Source organism: Roseomonas nitratireducens (assembly GCF_017813355.1).
Taxonomy (GTDB): Bacteria; Pseudomonadota; Alphaproteobacteria; order Acetobacterales; family Acetobacteraceae; genus Neoroseomonas; species Neoroseomonas nitratireducens.
Window position 1 is genome coordinate 164,646 of the sequence record NZ_JAGIYZ010000007.1, and the last position, 16,004, is coordinate 180,649.

The 16,004-nt window shown below is 74.3% G+C and carries 17 protein-coding genes; 12 read left to right on the forward strand and 5 right to left on the reverse strand.

The window, feature by feature from the left end:
- Positions 1-1,167 carry an efflux RND transporter periplasmic adaptor subunit gene (locus tag J5Y09_RS09545; protein WP_209351524.1) on the reverse strand — a complete coding sequence of 389 codons (1,167 nt, stop codon included), beginning with the start codon at positions 1,165-1,167 and terminating at the stop codon, positions 1-3.
- 145 nt (positions 1,168-1,312) lie between these two features.
- Between J5Y09_RS09545 and J5Y09_RS09550 the strand changes: the two genes are divergently transcribed.
- The 4 genes from J5Y09_RS09550 to J5Y09_RS09565 all read left to right on the forward strand — a co-directional run bounded on the left by J5Y09_RS09550 (position 1,313) and on the right by J5Y09_RS09565 (position 5,202).
- Positions 1,313-2,026: a lysophospholipid acyltransferase family protein gene (locus tag J5Y09_RS09550; protein ID WP_209351525.1), complete on the forward strand. Its 714-nt coding sequence runs from the start codon at positions 1,313-1,315 to the stop codon at positions 2,024-2,026.
- A complete protein-coding gene (locus J5Y09_RS09555) occupies positions 2,023-3,399 on the forward strand; it encodes a 3-deoxy-D-manno-octulosonic acid transferase (RefSeq protein WP_209351526.1) in 1,377 nt (458 codons plus the stop codon). Before J5Y09_RS09550 ends, J5Y09_RS09555 begins: the two co-directional genes overlap by 4 nt.
- On the forward strand, positions 3,399-4,388 hold the full coding sequence (lpxK, locus tag J5Y09_RS09560; RefSeq protein ID WP_209351527.1) for a tetraacyldisaccharide 4'-kinase: 990 nt from the start codon (positions 3,399-3,401) through the stop codon (positions 4,386-4,388). Before J5Y09_RS09555 ends, lpxK begins: the two co-directional genes overlap by 1 nt.
- A gap of 64 nt (positions 4,389-4,452) precedes the next feature.
- Positions 4,453-5,202, forward strand: coding sequence for an SDR family NAD(P)-dependent oxidoreductase (locus tag J5Y09_RS09565; protein WP_209351528.1), 750 nt, complete (start codon positions 4,453-4,455; stop codon positions 5,200-5,202).
- A 164-nt stretch (positions 5,203-5,366) separates the two neighbouring features.
- On the opposite strand, the gene J5Y09_RS09570 is transcribed toward J5Y09_RS09565, so the two are convergent.
- Together J5Y09_RS09570 and J5Y09_RS09575 are read right to left on the reverse strand one after the other, a co-directional pair.
- Entirely contained in the window at positions 5,367-5,663 is a 297-nt protein-coding gene (locus J5Y09_RS09570) for a hypothetical protein (protein WP_209351529.1), read from the reverse strand.
- 68 nt (positions 5,664-5,731) lie between these two features.
- Positions 5,732-7,045 (reverse strand): M20/M25/M40 family metallo-hydrolase, encoded by a 1,314-nt coding sequence (locus J5Y09_RS09575; RefSeq protein ID WP_209351530.1) that lies wholly within the window; start codon positions 7,043-7,045, stop codon positions 5,732-5,734.
- 174 nt (positions 7,046-7,219) lie between these two features.
- On the opposite strand from J5Y09_RS09575, the gene J5Y09_RS09580 reads away from it, so the two are divergent.
- The 8 genes from J5Y09_RS09580 to J5Y09_RS09615 all read left to right on the forward strand — a co-directional run bounded on the left by J5Y09_RS09580 (position 7,220) and on the right by J5Y09_RS09615 (position 15,072).
- Positions 7,220-8,449, forward strand: a complete 1,230-nt coding sequence (locus tag J5Y09_RS09580; RefSeq protein WP_209351531.1) for an MFS transporter — start codon at positions 7,220-7,222, stop codon at positions 8,447-8,449.
- A gap of 60 nt (positions 8,450-8,509) precedes the next feature.
- The gene (locus J5Y09_RS09585; RefSeq protein WP_209351532.1) at positions 8,510-8,929 is read left to right on the forward strand and encodes an ABA4-like family protein; all 420 of its coding nucleotides are present in this window, start codon (positions 8,510-8,512) and stop codon (positions 8,927-8,929) included.
- Positions 8,930-8,988: 59 nt separating this feature from the next.
- On the forward strand, positions 8,989-9,720 hold the full coding sequence (locus J5Y09_RS09590; RefSeq protein ID WP_209351533.1) for a hypothetical protein: 732 nt from the start codon (positions 8,989-8,991) through the stop codon (positions 9,718-9,720).
- A gap of 44 nt (positions 9,721-9,764) precedes the next feature.
- Complete coding sequence (mdoH, locus tag J5Y09_RS09595; protein ID WP_209351534.1) at positions 9,765-11,417, forward strand: glucans biosynthesis glucosyltransferase MdoH; 1,653 nt, start codon at positions 9,765-9,767, stop codon at positions 11,415-11,417.
- The gene (locus J5Y09_RS09600; RefSeq protein WP_209351535.1) at positions 11,414-11,941 is read left to right on the forward strand and encodes a dihydrofolate reductase family protein; all 528 of its coding nucleotides are present in this window, start codon (positions 11,414-11,416) and stop codon (positions 11,939-11,941) included. Before mdoH ends, J5Y09_RS09600 begins: the two co-directional genes overlap by 4 nt.
- Before the next feature lie 62 nt (positions 11,942-12,003).
- Positions 12,004-13,611, forward strand: a complete 1,608-nt coding sequence (locus tag J5Y09_RS09605; RefSeq protein ID WP_209351536.1) for a flavin-containing monooxygenase — start codon at positions 12,004-12,006, stop codon at positions 13,609-13,611.
- A 4-nt stretch (positions 13,612-13,615) separates the two neighbouring features.
- Positions 13,616-14,569, forward strand: a complete 954-nt coding sequence (locus J5Y09_RS09610; protein WP_209351537.1) for an alpha/beta hydrolase — start codon at positions 13,616-13,618, stop codon at positions 14,567-14,569.
- Positions 14,566-15,072, forward strand: coding sequence for a hypothetical protein (locus J5Y09_RS09615; protein WP_209351538.1), 507 nt, complete (start codon positions 14,566-14,568; stop codon positions 15,070-15,072). The genes J5Y09_RS09610 and J5Y09_RS09615 overlap by 4 nt, the downstream gene beginning before the upstream one ends.
- 4 nt (positions 15,073-15,076) lie before the next feature.
- Here the strand turns inward: J5Y09_RS09615 and J5Y09_RS09620 are convergent, their stop codons facing one another.
- On the reverse strand, positions 15,077-15,265 hold the full coding sequence (locus tag J5Y09_RS09620) for a YgaP family membrane protein (protein ID WP_209351539.1): 189 nt from the start codon (positions 15,263-15,265) through the stop codon (positions 15,077-15,079).
- A gap of 80 nt (positions 15,266-15,345) precedes the next feature.
- Positions 15,346-15,999 (reverse strand): Crp/Fnr family transcriptional regulator, encoded by a 654-nt coding sequence (locus tag J5Y09_RS09625; RefSeq protein WP_209351540.1) that lies wholly within the window; start codon positions 15,997-15,999, stop codon positions 15,346-15,348.
- Between the last annotated feature and the right edge of the window lie 5 nt (positions 16,000-16,004).

Here is a 16,004-nt window from a genome sequence, read left to right on the forward strand (position 1 = left end):
TCAGCCGCCGCGCGCCGGGCTGGCCGGGGTGGCGCCGGGCGGCGCCTCATGCGGGCGGGGGGTGACCGGCTGGCCGGGCCGCGCGCGCTGCGAGCCTTCGGTGATGACCATCTGCCCGACCTCGAGCCCTTCCGTCACCACCACCTGGCCCGCCGGGCCGGGGGCGCTGCGGATGCGCTTCACCTCGACCTTGTTGTCGGCGCCGACCACCAGCACGAAGGGGCCCTGCTGGTCGATGTTCAGCGCCGATTGCGGGACGGTGATCACCTCCCGCGGGCTGCCTTCCCGCACCACCACCGTCACGGCCTGCCCGTCGGTCAGCAGCCGCTGCGGATTGGGCACGGAGGCCTGCACCAGCACGCTGTCCGTGCTGCGGTTCGCAGTCACGTCGAGGAATTCGAGCCGCCCGGCCGTGTCCATCATCGTCCCGTCCGGCAGGCGCACCAGCACCTGCGCGCCTTCCCCGCCGGCGCCGCCGGCGCGGCGCACGCGCAGCAATTCGCGCTGCGTCACGGGGAAGCTCACGCGGATCGGGTCGTCGCGCACGATCGTCACCAGAATGCCCGTCTCCGGCCCTACCACATTGCCCGGGCTGAGCGGCGAACGGCCCGCGCGCCCATCGAAGGGCACGCGGATTTCCGTGTAGCCGTACTGGATGCGCGCCTGGTCGAGCTGCGCCTTGGCCGCGTCGCGTTCCCCGCGAGCCTGACCCTCGGCCGCGATCCGCTCATCGAGCGTGCTCTGCGGGATATTGTTGGTGCGCACCAGTTCCCGCCCGCGCTCCACCTGCAGGCTGGCGTTGCGCAGCTCCGCCTCCGCCCGGTCGAGCTGCGCCTGGCGGAGCGAGACTTCGGCCGCGTAGGGCGCCTGCTCGATGGTGAAGAGCAGTTCGCCCGCCTTCACCCGGTCGCCCTCGTTGAAGTGGCGGGCATAGAGGAAGCCGGTGACGCGGGCACGGACCTCGACCTTGTCGATCGCCTCGACGCGGCCGATGAAGTCAGCCTCCTGCGCGATCGCGCGGCGCTCGACCCGCGTGACGAAGACGGCGGGCGGCGCGGCCGTTGTCTGCTGCGCCGGCGGCGCCTGGTCCTTGCACGCGGCCAGCACGCCCGCCAGCGCGACGAACCCGACCGCCAGCACCATCACCCGAACCGAATTCGAACGCATCTCGTACCGCCTTCGCACCTTCTGGTTGCAAGTCTGCCACGCGGCGGCAGGGCAGGGGAACCTGCGCACCGCCGGGCCGGTCGCTTCGCTGCCGGCCCGGCCCGTGCTACGGCCGCGAAGTGATGCTCGCCCTCCGCCCGGACCCATGGCGAAACGCCTGATCCGCCACCCTGCCGTGCAGGGGATGCTGGCGCGTCTCGTCGCGCTCTATCTCCGCCTCGTCTGGGCCACCACGCGCTGGACCCTGGTAGGGGAGGAGCATGCGCGCCCCTTCGCCGAAGGGCCGATGATCCTCGCCTTCTGGCATGAGAGGCTGCCGCTCGCGGCACTCGGCTGGCGGCTGCTCGGCCGGCGCGTGCCGCAGGGGGGGCGGCGGGCGCAGGTCCTGATCTCCCGCCACCGTGACGGGCGGTTGATCGCAGCCGCCGTGCGGCCCTTCGGAATCGACGTGGTGCATGCCTCCTCCTCCCGCGGCGGCGCGACGGGGCTGCGCGGGCTGGCACGCATCCTCGCGGGCGGCGGCGTCGCCGTGATCACGCCCGATGGGCCGCGCGGGCCGGCGAGGGTCGCCGCACCGGGCGTGGCGCAACTCGCCGCCCTCACCGGCGTGCCGGTGCTGCCCTGCGCGGTGGCGTCGACGCGCATGCGGCTCGCCGGGTCCTGGGACCGCATGCGCTTTCCGCTGCCCTTCGGGCGCGGCTTCGCAGTGGTGGGCGCGCCGGTGGCGGTGGCGCGGGATGGCGTGGAGGACGCGCTGCCGCGCATCGCCGCCGCGCTGACGGCGGCCTGCGAGGTCGTGGACAGGCTGGCGAAGGTCGGTGAAGGGGAACCTCCCCCGAACCCCCGCCCTTCGCCATGAACGTCCTCGCCCTCGCCTGGCGCCTCGCCGCGACCGCCCTCGCCCCCTTGATGCCGCTGCATCTCCGCCGCCGCGCCGCCCGCGGCAAGGAGATCGCGGACCGCATCCCCGAGCGCTACGGCCAAGGCGCCGCGCGGCCCCAGGGCCCGCTGTTGTGGCTGCACGCGGCGAGCGTGGGGGAGACGGTGTCGATCCTGCCGCTGATCGATGCGCTGGCGCAGGCCGCGCCGCGCCTGAACCTGCTGGTCACCACCGGCACCGTCACCTCGGCCACGCTGTTCGCCCGCCGGCTTCCGGCCCCGCTCGCGCCGCGCGTGACGCATCGCTTCGTGCCGCTGGACGTGCCGGCCTGGGCCGTGCGCTTCCTCGACGGCTGGCGGCCCGACGCCGCGGTCTTCGTCGAATCCGAGCTGTGGCCGAACCTGCTGGCCGAGACGGGGCGGCGTGGCATTCCGCTCGCCCTGGTCAATGCGCGCATGTCGGCGCGGTCCGCCCGCTGGTGGGGCCGCGCGCCCGGCTTCGCGCGACAGGTACTCTCCCGCTTCGCCGTCATCCTGGCGCAGGGGGCGGAGGATGCGGCGCGGCTCGGCGCGCTCGGCGCGCGGGACGTGCGCGTCCCGGGCAACCTGAAATACGCCGCGCCCCCCTTGCCGGTCGAAGCGGCGGAGTTGGAACGCCTGCGCGCCCTTGTCGCCGGCCGGTCCGTCTGGCTCGCCGCCAGCACCCATCCGGGGGAGGAAGCGCTGGTCCTCGCCGCGCATGGGCGGCTCGCGCCGCGGCATCCGGGGTTGCTGACCATCATCGTGCCGCGCCATCCCGAACGCGGGGCGGAAGTGGCGGCGCTGGCGGGGGACCTGCCGGCGGCACGCCGATCCCTCGGCGAGGACCCCGGCCCTGGCACGGCCGTCCTGGTTGCCGACACGCTGGGCGAGCTCGGCCTGTTCTACCGGCTGGCGGCGCTCGCCTTCATCGGCGGCTCCCTGGTGCCGCATGGCGGGCAGAACCCGCTGGAACCCGCGCGCCTCGGCTGTCCTGTCCTGCTCGGCCCGCACACCTGGAATTTCGCCGAGATTCTCGCCCGGATGGAGGCCGCCGGCGGCCTCACCCGGATCGATCCCGGAACCGACCCGGCGGGGGCGCTGGCCGAGGCGGTTTCCGCCATGCTAACCAATGAGGCGAGACGGCGTACCCAGGCTGGGGCGGCCCTCTCGATCGCGGCCGAGGAGGCCGGCCTGCCCGGGCGGATCGCCGCGGCCCTGCTGCCGCTGCTGCCGACCGGGGACGATAGGGCGGCCGTGCCGGACGGCCGGGGGCAGGCGGGGCCGGAAACATCCGGGCCGCCGAAGACGGGGAAGGTGGACGACAGGGTCTGATGCGCGCTCCTGAATTCTGGAGCGGCGGCAGCGGGGGGCTTGCGCCTTTCCTGCTCTCGCCGGTTTCCGCCCTCTACGCGGCCGCGACGGCCCGGCGCATGGCGCGCGCCGGCTGGCAGGCGCCTATCCCGGTCATCTGCTGCGGCAACGCGACCGCCGGCGGGGCGGGCAAGACGACCGTCGCGCTCGATATCGGGCGACGCCTGGGCAATCGCGGCATCGGCGCGCATTTCCTGCTGCGCGGCTATGGCGGGCGGCTCAAGGGGCCGGCGCGGGTCGACACGGCGGCGCATGACAGCACCGCGGTGGGCGACGAGGCCCTGCTGCTGGCCGCCGAGCGCCCGACCTGGGTCGCCGCGAACCGCGCCGCCGGGGCCCAGGCGGCCGTCGCCGCCGGCGCCCAGGCCATCGTCATGGATGACGGCCTGCAGAACCCGACGCTGGAGAAGGACCTGTCGCTGCTGGTGATCGACGGGTCCTACGGCTTCGGCAACGGGCGGGTCATCCCGTCAGGGCCGCTGCGCGAGCCGGTCGCCGCCGCCGCGTCCCGCTGCCGCGCCGCGGTGCTGATCGGGGAGGACGAGACGGGCGCGCTCGCGGCCCTGCCGCCCGGCCTGCCGGTGCTGCGCGCCACGCTGAAGCCGGGGCCGGAGGCGGAACTGCTTGCCGGCCAGCCGGTCTTCGCCTTCTGCGGCATCGCCAATCCGCGCAAATTCTTCACGACGCTGCAGGAAGCCGGGGCCTTCCTCGCCGGCCGCCAGGCCTATGCCGACCACTACCCCTTCGACGAGGGCGACCTGCGCGACCTGCTGGCCCAGGCGGACGCGCTGCGCGCCACGCCGGTGACGACGCGCAAGGATTTCGTCCGCATCCCGCCCGCCTTCCGCAACCGCGTCACCGTGGTGACGATCCGGCTGGAATGGGAGGAGCCCGCGGCGATCGAGGGGCTGCTCGACCCGCTCGCGGCGCGGGTGCCGGTCCCGGCCTGACCCCCTCCCGCCCCGGCGCCGCGGCCGCTAGACAGGCAGTGCACTCCAAGGGGGGATCGGACACATGGCGGCACGGCGCAAGGCGGCGCTCATCACGGGCGCGGGGCGGAACATCGGGCGGGCGGTCGCGCTGACCCTGGCGGAGGACGGCTACGACCTGGTCCTCAACGGCTCCTCCGACCGCGCAGCGCTCGATCGCGTGGCGGCGGAGGCCGCGGCGCGCGGCGCGGCGACGCTGGTCGCCATGGGCGATGTGGGCGACCCCGCATCCTGCGCGCGCATCGCGGCGGAGGGCATCGCGCGCTTCGGCGCCGTGGACGTGCTGGTGAACAACGCGGCGCTGCGGCCGTCCAAGCCGTTCCTGGAGATGAGCGAGGACGAGTGGCGGCGCGTCATGTCCGTCGACCTCGACGCGGCCGTGTGGCTGTCGCGCGCCTGCCTGCCGGGGATGCTGGCGGCCGGCTGGGGCCGCATCGTCAACTTCACCGGCATGAACGCGATCCATGGCTATGCCGGCCGGGCGCCGGTTTCCGTCGCCAAGCACGGCGTCTGGGGGCTGACCAAGGCGCTGGCGAAGGAGTTCGGGCCGAAGGGCGTGACGGTGAACGCCATCTCGCCTGGCCCGATCGCGTCGGACGAGGAGGATGCGGACGCGGCGGCGGCGAAGTACCGCCAGGCGCTGGTGCAGCGCGTGCCGGTCGGGCGGCAGGGCCGGCCGGAGGAAGTGGCGGCGGTGCTGCGCCTGCTCGTCTCCGATGGCGGCGCCTTCGTGAACGGGCAGATGCTGCAGGTGAATGGCGGGGCGGAGACGTAGTTCCCGACCTCAGGCGCCGGCGCCGGTATTCGCCGGCTTGGCTTGCGCGCCATGCACTGGAGCGCCCGGCGCGGCGGATCGTCTGGGCGCGGTCGCGCATTCGCGCTCGCGGATCGAGGCGGGGCCTCGATCCGTTTTCTTTTCGGTCGCTCAAGCGGTTGGCGTCAGGCGGCGGTCCTTCGGCGGGCGCGCAGCGCGACCAGCGCGGCGCAGCCAAGCCATGCCACGAACAGCGACCCACGCCGCGGATCGTCCCGCCGCCGCTGCAGCATCGGCCAGCCGGCGGGAGAGATCGATTGCAGCGCCACCAGCACGGCGGGATAGCCGATGGTGCGGTACAGCGTGACCGGCATCGGCCCTTCGGCCAGCAGCGCCGCCCCTTCGGGCCGCGGCCCGGGAACAAGCTGCATGGCATAGGCGAGGTAGGTCGGGCTGTCGGGCGTCTCGACCACGCCGAACATCTATGCCGCGACCAGCGCCGGCAGCGTCGAGAGCAGGGCGACGAGCGCGGTCGCGCCCCAGCCTCGGCTCATCCTTCCGTCCCGCACCACAGCGCGATCAGCCCGGCGATCACGGCCACCCCGCGCCGGTAATCCGCGACATCCACCCATTCGTCGCGGCCGCCGTTCTGTGTCAGGTCGCCGCAGAGCGGGCCGAGCCCGACGCAGGGAATGCCCGACTGCACCATCGGGTTGCGGATGTCGGAGGATGTGTGCAGCGGGTTGATGTGCGGCGCCGTGCCGGTGGCCAGCCGCACCGCCTCGCTCGTCGCGGTCCAGAGCGGATCGCCCTCGACCACCTCGGCCCCCGTGACGCCGGAGACCCAGACGAGCTCGGGCGCGCAGGCGCGCAGCCCGGCATCGTGCGCGACGGCGTCGGCGAGCGCCTGCTCGACCTCCGCCTGCACCGCCGCCATCGCCTCGCCCGGCGGGAAGGCGAGCGCGCAGGACAGCTGCACCGCCGGCGGCACGCGCGATGCGCGGCCATCGCCGAGCGCGCGGATGTCGCCGATCAGCAGGTTGGTGGACCGCCCGATCGCCTTCTCCAGCACCGCGTGATGCACCCGCGCGCCGCGCCGCGCGTCCAGCGCCCGCAGCGCGGCGATCACCGCGGGCACGAGATCCACCGGGTTCATCGCGAGATGCGCGAAGGCGGTGTGCCCCGGTTCCTGCGTGTCCGGCAGGCGTCCGCGCAGGATGATGCGGAAGATCAGCTGCCCGGGCGCGAGCGCCTTCACCTCCCGCATCCCGAGCCCGGATTCGGCCGGGTGCAGGTACACCGCCGCATCCGCCGCGACGCCGCCATGCAGCAGCGCGTGCACGCCGCGGGCATGGCGCTTGGACGGCGTGCTGGCGAGGATGACGTCCCCCTTCGGCCGCAGCCCCGCGTCGCGCAGCACGCGCACCGCCTCGACCATGGTCGCGACGCCGGCGAGGTCGTCGGCCACGCCCCAGCCATGGATGCGCCCGGCCTCGATCCCGCCGGCGAAGGGGTCGTGCCGCCAGCCATGGTTCGGGTCGAAGGCCTCGCCATCCGGATGGGCGAAGAAGATCACGCTGCGCCCGCCCCCGGTGCCGGGCAGGCGGGCGAGGATCGCTATGCGCTCCTCCGTCGCCATGGCGGCGTCCGAGGCGAATTCCTCCCGCAGCCGCACCTCCGCCGGGCGGTAGGCGCGGTGCTCGACGACGCAGCCGAGCGCGGCGGCGGCCTCCGCCACGCGGGCCTGCACCGCCGCCTCGCCTTCGCGCTGCAGGCGGATCAGGTCGCGCAGGAAGGCGACGGAGCCTTCGCCGCTCGCCTCGGCGGCGGCGGCGAGGCGGGCGGCGAGGTCGGGGCCGGGCATGGGACGTTCCTGCGATGGACCTGCGATGCTTCAGGCGCCGGTTGCGCTGCGTCAAGCCGCCTGCCCCTGGCCGGCGCATCCGCGCCATGCGCGCGCCCCTCTGGCCCGGCGCGACACCGCCTGCCAGGGTGGCGGTGCCGGGAGGGACCCAGATGCACAAGACGCGACGCGGCGATGGCTGACGCCGCCCTGATCGATTCGCCGGCGGCCTGGCGGCGCCTCGGCGTCGCGCTGCTGCTCTCGGCCATCGGCTCCGTGCCCATGTGGGCGGTCGTGGTGATGCTGCCGGCGGTGCAGGCGGAATTCGGCACGGCACGCGCCGACGCCTCCCTGCCCTACACCATGACGATGGTGGGCTTCGTGGCGGGCGGCGTGCTGATGGGCCGGCTGTCGGACCGCTTCGGGGTCATGGTGCCGGTGCTGATCGGTGCCGTCGCGCTCGGCCTGGGCGGCGTCGCGGCGGCGATGGCGCCCGGCATCCTGGCCTTCGGGCTCGCCTATGGCCTGCTGCTCGGCTGCTTCGGGGCGGCGGCGGTGTTCGGGCCGCTGATCGCCGACGTCTCGCTGTGGTTCGCGAAGCGGCGCGGCATCGCCGTCGCCCTCGCCGCATCGGGCAACTATGTCGCGGGCACGATCTGGCCGCCGCTGCTGCAATGGGGCGTCCAGACGATCGGCTGGCGGCACGCGCATCTCGCCATGGGCGTCTTCTGCGTCGCGACGATGCTGCCGCTCGCCTTCGCGCTGCGCCGGCGCCTGCCGCTGCCCGCGCCGCGCCCCGCCGCTGCGCCGGGCGCGGCGCCCGAGCGCGTGCTCGGCCTGTCGCCGAACGGGCTGCAGATGGCGCTGACCGCGGCCGGCATCGCCTGCTGCGTCGCCATGGCCATGCCGCAGGTCCATATCGTCGCCTATTGCGTCGACCTGGGCTACGGCGCGCAGCGCGGCGCGGAGATGCTTTCCCTCATGCTCGCCTGCGGCATCGTCTCCCGCCTGGTGTTCGGGGTGGTGATGGACCGGATCGGCGGGCTCGCCACGCTCGCGCTCGGCTCGGCCTTGCAGGGGGTGGCGCTGCTGCTGTTCCTGCCGGCCGACGGGATGGTGGCGCTCTATGTCGTCAGCGCCGTCTTCGGCCTGTTCCAGGGCGGCATCGTGCCCTCCTACGCGATGATCGTGCGGGAGAACTTCCCGCCCTCCCAGGCGGGCACGCGGGTCGGCATCGCGCTGTCCTCGACGCTGGTCGGCATGGCGCTGGGCGGCTGGATGGCGGGCGCGATCTTCGACGCGACCGGGTCCTACGACGCGGCGATGTGGAACGGCATCGCCTGGAACCTGGTGAACCTGGCCATCGCGCTGTGGCTGCTGCAGCGCGGTCGGCGCTTCCGGGGGACGCGGCCGGCCTTCGCCTGAGGCCGTCGCGCGACCGGCCGGTGCCCTGGCGCCGCGCCCGATGCGCGCCATCTGGACGGGATGGAAGAACGCCTTTTCACCGCGGCGAATACCCTGGCGCTCGCGGGCTGGGTCCTGCTGGTGCTGGCCCCGCGCCGGCGCTGGGCGCATTGGGATGTGGCCGGGGTGGCGATCCCGGCCGTGCTCGCGCTGGCCTATGTCGTGCTGCTCGCCTGGCATGCGCCGGGGGCGGAGGGCGGCTTCTCGACGCTGGCCGGCGTGCGCGCCCTGTTCGCGACGGACGGCGTGCTGCTGGCGGGCTGGCTGCATTACCTCGCCTTCGACCTGTTCCTCGGCGCCTGGATGTGCCGGCGCGCGACGGCCGAGGCGCTGCCGCTGTGGCGGCTCTATCCCGCCCTGCCGCTGACCTTCCTCGCCGGTCCGGCGGGGCTGCTGCTGTTCCTCGCGCTCCGCGCGCTGCCCGGGCGGCGGGTGGCATGATCGCCGCGTGGAGGATTCTGGACGCGCGGCAGCCGGCCCTCGCGCGGACCGGGCTTGCCATGGCTGCGCTGCTGCTCGCCTGCCTCGTCGTGATGCTCTTCGATGGGCGGGAGATCCGCGGCGTCTCGGTCTGGGTGAAGCCGGCGAAGTTCGCGGGCTCCCTCGCGCTGTGGTGCTGGTCGCTCGCGCTCGCCTGGTCCGCGCTGGCGGAGGATTGGCGCGAGGGGCGCGCGGCGCGGGCGATCGTCGCGGGGACCCTCGCCTGCGGGCTGTTCGAGGTCGGCTGGATCACGCTGCGCGCGATGCTCGGCGAGCCGTCGCATTTCGCGCGCGATGCGCTGGGTGCTGCGGCCTATGGACTGATGGGGCTCGCGGCGCTGCTGCTGTGCCTTTGCGCGGCGGGCTTCGGGGCGCTGGTCGCGGCGCGGGGCGACGCCGCGATGCCGCGCCTGCTGCGCGGAGGCATCGCGCTCGGCTTCCTCGTCGCCGGGCTGGGCGGCGCGGCGACGGGCTTCGCCATCAGCGCGAATCTCGGGCCCTATGTCGGCGCGCCGCCGACCGATGCCGGCGCCTGGCCGCCCTTCTTCTGGTCGCGCGACGGGGGCGACCTGCGCGTCGCGCATTTCGTCGCGGTGCATGCGATGCAGGCGCTGCCGCTGCTGGCCTGGGCGCTGCTGCGCCTGCGCGCGCCGGCCGCGGCGGGCTGGCTCGCGGCGGGGACGCTGGGCTGGGTGGGCCTTGCCGGCGCGGCCTTCGCGCTGGCGTCGGCGGGCCGGGCGGCGCTGCCCTGAGCCCCCCTCGCAATCCCGCCACCATCGTTCCATAGAGCGGCGCTGTGCCCGCCGAACCCATCCTCCTCCGCCGCGTGCTGTTCCTGCTGCTGGCGCTTGCCATCACGGCGGGGCTCGTCTCGCTCGCGGTCGCCGTGCTCGCGCCCGGCGGCTGGACGGTGTGGGAGGCGCTGATCCTCGCCTGCTTCCTCGGCACGATTCCCTGGAGCGCGCTGTCCGCCGCGAACGCCCTGGTGGGCTTGGTCATCCTGCTCGGCGCGCGGGACCCCGTCGCCGCCGTGCTGCCGGCGCTGCGCCATGCGCGCCCGCCGCCGCCGAGGGGCCGCACCGCGATCGCGATCTGCGTGCGCAACGAGGACATGGCCGCCGTGCTGCCGCCGCTCGGGCGGCTGATGGACGGGCTGCCCGTATCGCATTTCGATCTCTGGGTGCTGTCCGACACGCCGTCGGGCCCGGCCGCCGAGGCCGAGGAAGCCGCCTTCCGCGCCTTCGCCGCGCAGCGGGCGAACGCGCATTACCGCCGCCGCGCGTCGAACGAGGGCTTCAAGGCCGGCAACGTCATGGACTTCCTCGACCATCACGCGGCGGGGTTGGACCATTTCCTCTGCCTCGACGCGGATTCCGAGATGACGCCGGCCGCCGTGTTGCGCCTCGTCGGGTGCCTGGACGCCGATCCGCGCCTGGCCATCGTGCAGCAGCTGATCCATGGCCGGCCGGCGACCGCCGCCTTCCCGCGTCTGTTCCAGTTCGGCATGCGCCACGGCATGCGCACATGGGCGATCGGCCAGGCCTGGTGGCAGGGCGACCAGGGCCCCTATTGGGGCCACAACGCCATCATCCGCATCGCGCCCTTCCGCGAGCATTGCCGGCTCGGGCCGCTGCCCGACGGCAGCCGCATCCTCTCCCACGATCAGGTGGAGGCGACGCGCCTGACCGCCGCCGGCTGGAAGGTGCGCGTGCTGCCCGACGACGACGGCAGCGCGGAAGGCAACCCGCCCACCTTCGGCGATTTCGTGACGCGGGACCTGCGCTGGGCCGGCGGCAACATGCAGTACCTCGCCCTGCTGCGCCTGCCCGGGCAGACCTGGATGGCGCGGTGGCAGCTGGTGCAGGCGATCCTGCTGTTCCTCGGCGCGCCGCTCTGGTGCGCCATCCTGCTGCTCGCCGCGGCCAACGCGCTGACCGGTGGCGGGGCGGCGACGCCGACCCTCGCGCTGGTCGCGCTGCTCGCCGCCGGCTGGGCCTGCCACTACGCGCCGAAGCTCGCCGGCTATGCCGAGATGCTGGCGAAGCCCGCGCTGGCCGCGCGCTATGGCGGGCGCGGCGCGGTCGCGCGCGGCGCGGCGGCGGAGATCCTGTTCACCACGCTGATGGAACCGGCGCGGCTGATGGCGCAGTCGCTGTTCCTGGTCGCGCTGCCCTTCGGGCTGAAGGTGGGCTGGGTGCCGCAGAACCGCGCCGATCGCGGCGTCGCCTGGGAGGACGCCGCGCGGCAGTTCTGGCCGCCGACGCTGGCGGGCGTGCTGCTCACCATCGGCTTCGCCGCGGCCTCGCCCCTCGCGCTGCTGCTGGCGGCGCCGGTGCTGGCCTCGCTGCTGCTCGCCATCCCCTTCGCGGTGGTCACGGCCGATGCGGACTTCTCGGCGCGGCTGCGCGCGGCGGGGCTCTGCGCCCTGCCGGAGGAGCGCGGCGCGTGACCGCGCGGCTGCGCCTGTATGCCGCCGTCTCGCTCGACATGTGCCTCGCCGATGCGGCGGGCGGCGTCGGCTGGCTCGCGCCCTTCGAGAGCGAGGACTACGGCACGGCGGCCTTCATCGCCGGGATCGGCACGGTGCTGACAGGCCGCGCCACCTACGACCAGGCGCGCGGCTTCGGCGACTGGCCCTATGCCGGCAAGCGCGTCGTGGTGCTGACCGGCCGGCCGCTCGATCCGGCGCCGCCGGCGGGGGTCGAGGCGGCGAGCGGCGACCTCGCCCTGCTGGTCGAACGGCTGCGGCGGGAGACGCTGCGCGGCGACATCTGGCTGCTCGGCGGCGCCTCTGTCGCGCAGGCCTGCCTCGCGCTCGGCGTCGTGGACAGCATCGAGCTGTTCCTCATGCCGGTCACGCTGGGCGCGGGGCTGCCGCTTTTCGCGCCGGGCGGCATGCCTGCCGCCTGGCGGCTGGAGGAGACGCGGCGCTGGCCGAACGGCGTGCTGGCCGTGACCTATACGCGGCGCTGAGGGGGTATCCAGCCCCCCGCGGCCCCGGCATGCTGGCGCCGAAGAAAAGGAGGGGACCAGGAATGGACGCCGTGATCGTCGGCGCCGGCTTCGCCGGCCTCTACATGCTGCATCGCCTGCGCGGCCTGGGCATGACCGCGACCATCCTGGAAGCCGCGGACGATGTCGGCGGCACCTGGTACTGGAACCGCTATCCCGGCGCGCGCTGCGACGTCGAGAGCATGCAGTACTCCTTCTCCTTCGACGAGGCGCTGCAGCAGGAGTGGCGCTGGTCGGAGCGCTTCGCGGCCCAGCCCGAGATCCTGCGCTACGCGCGCCACGTCGCGGACCGCTTCGACCTGCGCCGCGACATCCGCTTCAACACGCGCGTCGAGCGCGCCGCCTTCGACGAGGCCGCGTCGCTCTGGCGCCTGCGCACCACGGCGGGGGAGGAGATCACCGCCCGCCACTGCATCATGGCGACCGGGTGCCTTTCGGCCGCGCGCCTGCCCGACATCCCGGGACGCGAGACCTTCCGTGGCGCGACCTACCACACCGGCCGCTGGCCGCATGAGCCGGTGGACTTCACCGGGCTGCGCGTCGGCATCGTCGGCACCGGCTCCTCCGCCATCCAGGCGATCCCGGTGATTGCGGAGCAGGCGGCGCATCTCACCGTCTTCCAGCGCACGCCGAACTTCTCCATCCCGTCGCGCAACCGGGCGATGGACGACGAATACGAAGGATCGTGGAAGTCGCGCTACGCGGAACGGCGCCGGCATGCGCGCACGCTGCGCACGGGGATCGATTATCCGCTCAACCCGCTCTCGGCGCTCGAGGTCGATGCGGATGCGCGGGAGGGCGAGTACGCGACGCGCTGGCAGAAGGGCGGCACCGCCTTCATGGCCGCCTTTTCCGACCTGCTGACGAACCAGGCGGCGAACGACACCGCGGCCGACTTCGTGCGCCGGCAGATCCGCGCCATCGTGAAGAACCCGGCGACGGCCGAGGCGCTGTGCCCGACCAACCACCCGATCGGCACCAAGCGCATCTGCGTCGATACCGGCTACTACGAGACCTTCAACCGCCCGGACGTCACGCTGGTCGACCTGCGCCGCACGCCGATCGAGGCGATCACGCCCGAAGGGATCCGCACGTCCGCGGGCGAGCACGCGCTCGACGCCATCGTCTTCGCCACGGGCTTCGACGCCATGACCGGCGCGCTGCTCGGCATGGAGATCGCCGGCCGCGGCGGGGAGACGCTCGCGCGCCACTGGGCGGCGGGGCCCGTCGCCTATCTGGGGCTGATGGCGGCGGGCTTCCCGAACATGTTCATGATCACCGGGCCGGGCAGCCCTTCGGTGCTGTCGAACATGATGGTGTCGATCGAGCAGCATGTGGACCTCGTCACCGACCTGCTCGCCCATCTGCGCGACCGCGGCGCGGCGACGGTGGAAGCCGATGCGGCCGCCGAGGAAGGCTGGGTCCGCCACGCGAACGAGGTCGCGCACCGCACGCTCTATCCGCGCGCCAATTCCTGGTACATGGGCGTGAACATCCCCGGCAAGCCGCAGGTCTTCATGCCGTATATCGGCGGCGTCGGGACCTATCGCGAGATCTGCGACGGCATCGCCGCGCGCGGCTGGGAAGGCTTCCGCTTCGCCCCCGAAGCCTCCCGCGCGGCGGCGGAATAGCGCCATGCCGCTCGACCCCGGCGCGCAGCGCGTGCGCGACCTGATCCGCGAGGCCGGCCGCCCGCCGCTGCACACGCTGACGCCGGCGGAAGCGCGCGCCGTCTCCGCCGCCTCCCGCCCCGTGCTGCAACCCGACCCGCCGGAGGTGGCGCTGGCCGAGGACCTGTCCTGTCCCGGCCCGGCCGGCGCGATCCGCCTGCGCCGCTATCGCGGCCTCGGCACCGACCCCGCGGCGGCCTTGCCCTGCCTGCTGTTCCTGCATGGCGGCGGCTGGGTGATCGGCGACCTCGACAGCCATGACCAGGTCTGCCGCGCGCTCGCGAACCATCTCGGCGCCTGCGTCGTCGCGGTCGACTACCGGCTCGCGCCCGAGCATGTCTTTCCCGCGGCGGTCGAGGATTGCGCGGCCGCGCTCCGCTTCGTCGCGGCGGAGGCGGCGGCGCTCGGCATCGACGCGTCGCGCATCGCCGTCGGCGGCGACAGCGCCGGCGGCAACCTCGCCGCCGTGCTCGCGCTGATGGGCCGGGACGGCGCGGTGCCCGCGCCCGGCTTCCAGATGCTGCTCTATCCGGTCACGGACCTGGCGGCGAACACGCCCTCCTATCTCCGCTGCGTCGAGGGCTATCCGCTGACCACGGCGACGATGCGCTGGTTCATCGACCACTACGCGCCGGATGCCGCGCACCGGATCGACTGGCACGGCTCGCCGCTGCGCGCCGCCTCGCTCGCCGGCCTGCCGCCCGCCTTCGTCATGACCTGCGGCCACGATCCGCTGGCGGATGAGGGCATCGCCTATGCAAGGCGCCTGGACGAGGAAGGCGTGCATGTCGCGCACCTGCACGTCGCGGACCAGATGCATGCCTACCTGACCATGGGCCGCTTCATCCCGGCCTCCGAGCTCACGCTGCGCCAGGCGGCGGCGGCGCTGCGCCTGCATTGGGAGCATGCCGCGCCATGACGCAGCCGACCGAGCACCTGGTCGCGCTCGCGCGGCCGGTGCGGCACGAGGCGAACAACCTGCTCGCCGCGATCGCCGGCACCGCCGACCTGATGCTGCGCGCCGCCGGGACGGACAAGGAGAAGGCGCGCGCCGAACGCGTGCAGGAGGCCGCGAACAGGCTTGAGGCGCTGCTGCGCGCCTACCTTGCCCTCGCAGCGCCGCCGGCCGAGGGGACGGATCCGCGCAAGGCGATCGAGATGCTGCGCCCCGTGCTGGCGCTGCTGCTCGGCCCCGGCCGCGTGGCGGAAATCGCGGTGGCGGACAACCTGCCGCGCCTCACCGCCACGCCGGCGGAACTGCAGTCCGCCGCGATGGACGTCGCGCGCGAGGCGGCGGCGCAGGCGCCCAAGGGCGGCGGGCTGCGCCTCGCGCTCGATGCCGCGCCGGGCGGGGCGACGCTCTACGCGACGCCCACGCCGCACGGGCCCTTGCCCGAGCCGCGCTTCTTCCCGGCCGCGTAAGGCGTCACGCCGCCGGGCAGGTGCGGATGCCCAGCAGCGTATAGGCCGGGCAGAAGCGCATCACGCCGGTCGCCAGCGGCACCAGCCCGACCAGCCCCCACCAGCCGAGCGGCCCGAAGGCGCCCGCGCCCAGGATGGCGAGGCCCGCGACGATCCGCAGCACGCGATCGACGCCACCGACATTGCAACTCATGGTTCCGCTCCTTGATCGATCGGCCAGGTGCGGCCGCGACGGCATCTCGCGCCGCGCAGCGCAGCCTGTCGGTGATCAAGTCACGGCGTCGCGGCGCCGTCCTTGATGCGCGTCAGCCCTGGCGCATCCAGCACGGTGACGGCGCCGCGTTCCGTGCGCACCAGACCGCCGCGCGCGAAGGCCGACAGGCGTCGGCTCACCACTTCCCGCGCCGTGCCGATGTCGGCGGCGATCTCCTGCTGCGTCGCGGCCACCGTGCCGGGCGCGCGGTCCAGCAGATAGGCGGCGAGCCGCGCATCGACGCTGCGGAAGGACAATTCCTCGATCCGGCCCATCAGCGCCGCGAGCCGCGCGGCGAAGCCGGCCAGGACGAAGGTGCGGAAGGAAGCGCTCTCCTCCACCAGCCGGCCGAATAGCGAGGCGGGCAGCAGCAGCCCCTCGCATTCCGTCTCCGCCGTGCCCTCGGCGGAATAGGCCTCGCCGGCGAACAGGCATGACGTGGTGATGGCGCAGGCCTGGCCCGGTTCGACGCGATAGAGCAGCAGCGCGTGCCCGTCCTCGGCGATCAGGTCGACGCGCGCGCGCCCGGCCCGCAGCATGACGAAGCCGCGGCAGGGGTCGCCCGGGCGGAACAGCACGGCGCCGGCGGGCGCGCGCAGCGGCAGCGCCTCGGCCGCGATGCGCGCGCGGGTGGCGGCGTCGAGTGCCGCGGGCAGCGGGTCGGTCGTCGGCATCGCGG

Excerpts from the sequence above, each read along its gene's own strand:
- J5Y09_RS09545 (WP_209351524.1), bottom strand. The coding sequence starts at position 1,167 with ATGCGTTCGAATTCGGTTCGGGTGATGGTGCTGGCGGTCGGGTTCGTC.
- J5Y09_RS09550 (WP_209351525.1), top strand. The coding sequence starts at position 1,313 with ATGGCGAAACGCCTGATCCGCCACCCTGCCGTGCAGGGGATGCTGGCG.
- J5Y09_RS09555 (WP_209351526.1), top strand. The coding sequence starts at position 2,023 with ATGAACGTCCTCGCCCTCGCCTGGCGCCTCGCCGCGACCGCCCTCGCC.
- lpxK (WP_209351527.1), top strand. The coding sequence starts at position 3,399 with ATGCGCGCTCCTGAATTCTGGAGCGGCGGCAGCGGGGGGCTTGCGCCT.
- J5Y09_RS09565 (WP_209351528.1), top strand. The coding sequence starts at position 4,453 with ATGGCGGCACGGCGCAAGGCGGCGCTCATCACGGGCGCGGGGCGGAAC.
- J5Y09_RS09570 (WP_209351529.1), bottom strand. The coding sequence starts at position 5,663 with ATGTTCGGCGTGGTCGAGACGCCCGACAGCCCGACCTACCTCGCCTAT.
- J5Y09_RS09575 (WP_209351530.1), bottom strand. The coding sequence starts at position 7,045 with ATGCCCGGCCCCGACCTCGCCGCCCGCCTCGCCGCCGCCGCCGAGGCG.
- J5Y09_RS09580 (WP_209351531.1), top strand. The coding sequence starts at position 7,220 with ATGGCTGACGCCGCCCTGATCGATTCGCCGGCGGCCTGGCGGCGCCTC.
- J5Y09_RS09585 (WP_209351532.1), top strand. The coding sequence starts at position 8,510 with ATGGAAGAACGCCTTTTCACCGCGGCGAATACCCTGGCGCTCGCGGGC.
- J5Y09_RS09590 (WP_209351533.1), top strand. The coding sequence starts at position 8,989 with ATGGCTGCGCTGCTGCTCGCCTGCCTCGTCGTGATGCTCTTCGATGGG.
- J5Y09_RS09605 (WP_209351536.1), top strand. The coding sequence starts at position 12,004 with ATGGACGCCGTGATCGTCGGCGCCGGCTTCGCCGGCCTCTACATGCTG.
- J5Y09_RS09610 (WP_209351537.1), top strand. The coding sequence starts at position 13,616 with ATGCCGCTCGACCCCGGCGCGCAGCGCGTGCGCGACCTGATCCGCGAG.
- J5Y09_RS09615 (WP_209351538.1), top strand. The coding sequence starts at position 14,566 with ATGACGCAGCCGACCGAGCACCTGGTCGCGCTCGCGCGGCCGGTGCGG.
- J5Y09_RS09620 (WP_209351539.1), bottom strand. The coding sequence starts at position 15,265 with ATGAGTTGCAATGTCGGTGGCGTCGATCGCGTGCTGCGGATCGTCGCG.
- J5Y09_RS09625 (WP_209351540.1), bottom strand. The coding sequence starts at position 15,999 with ATGCCGACGACCGACCCGCTGCCCGCGGCACTCGACGCCGCCACCCGC.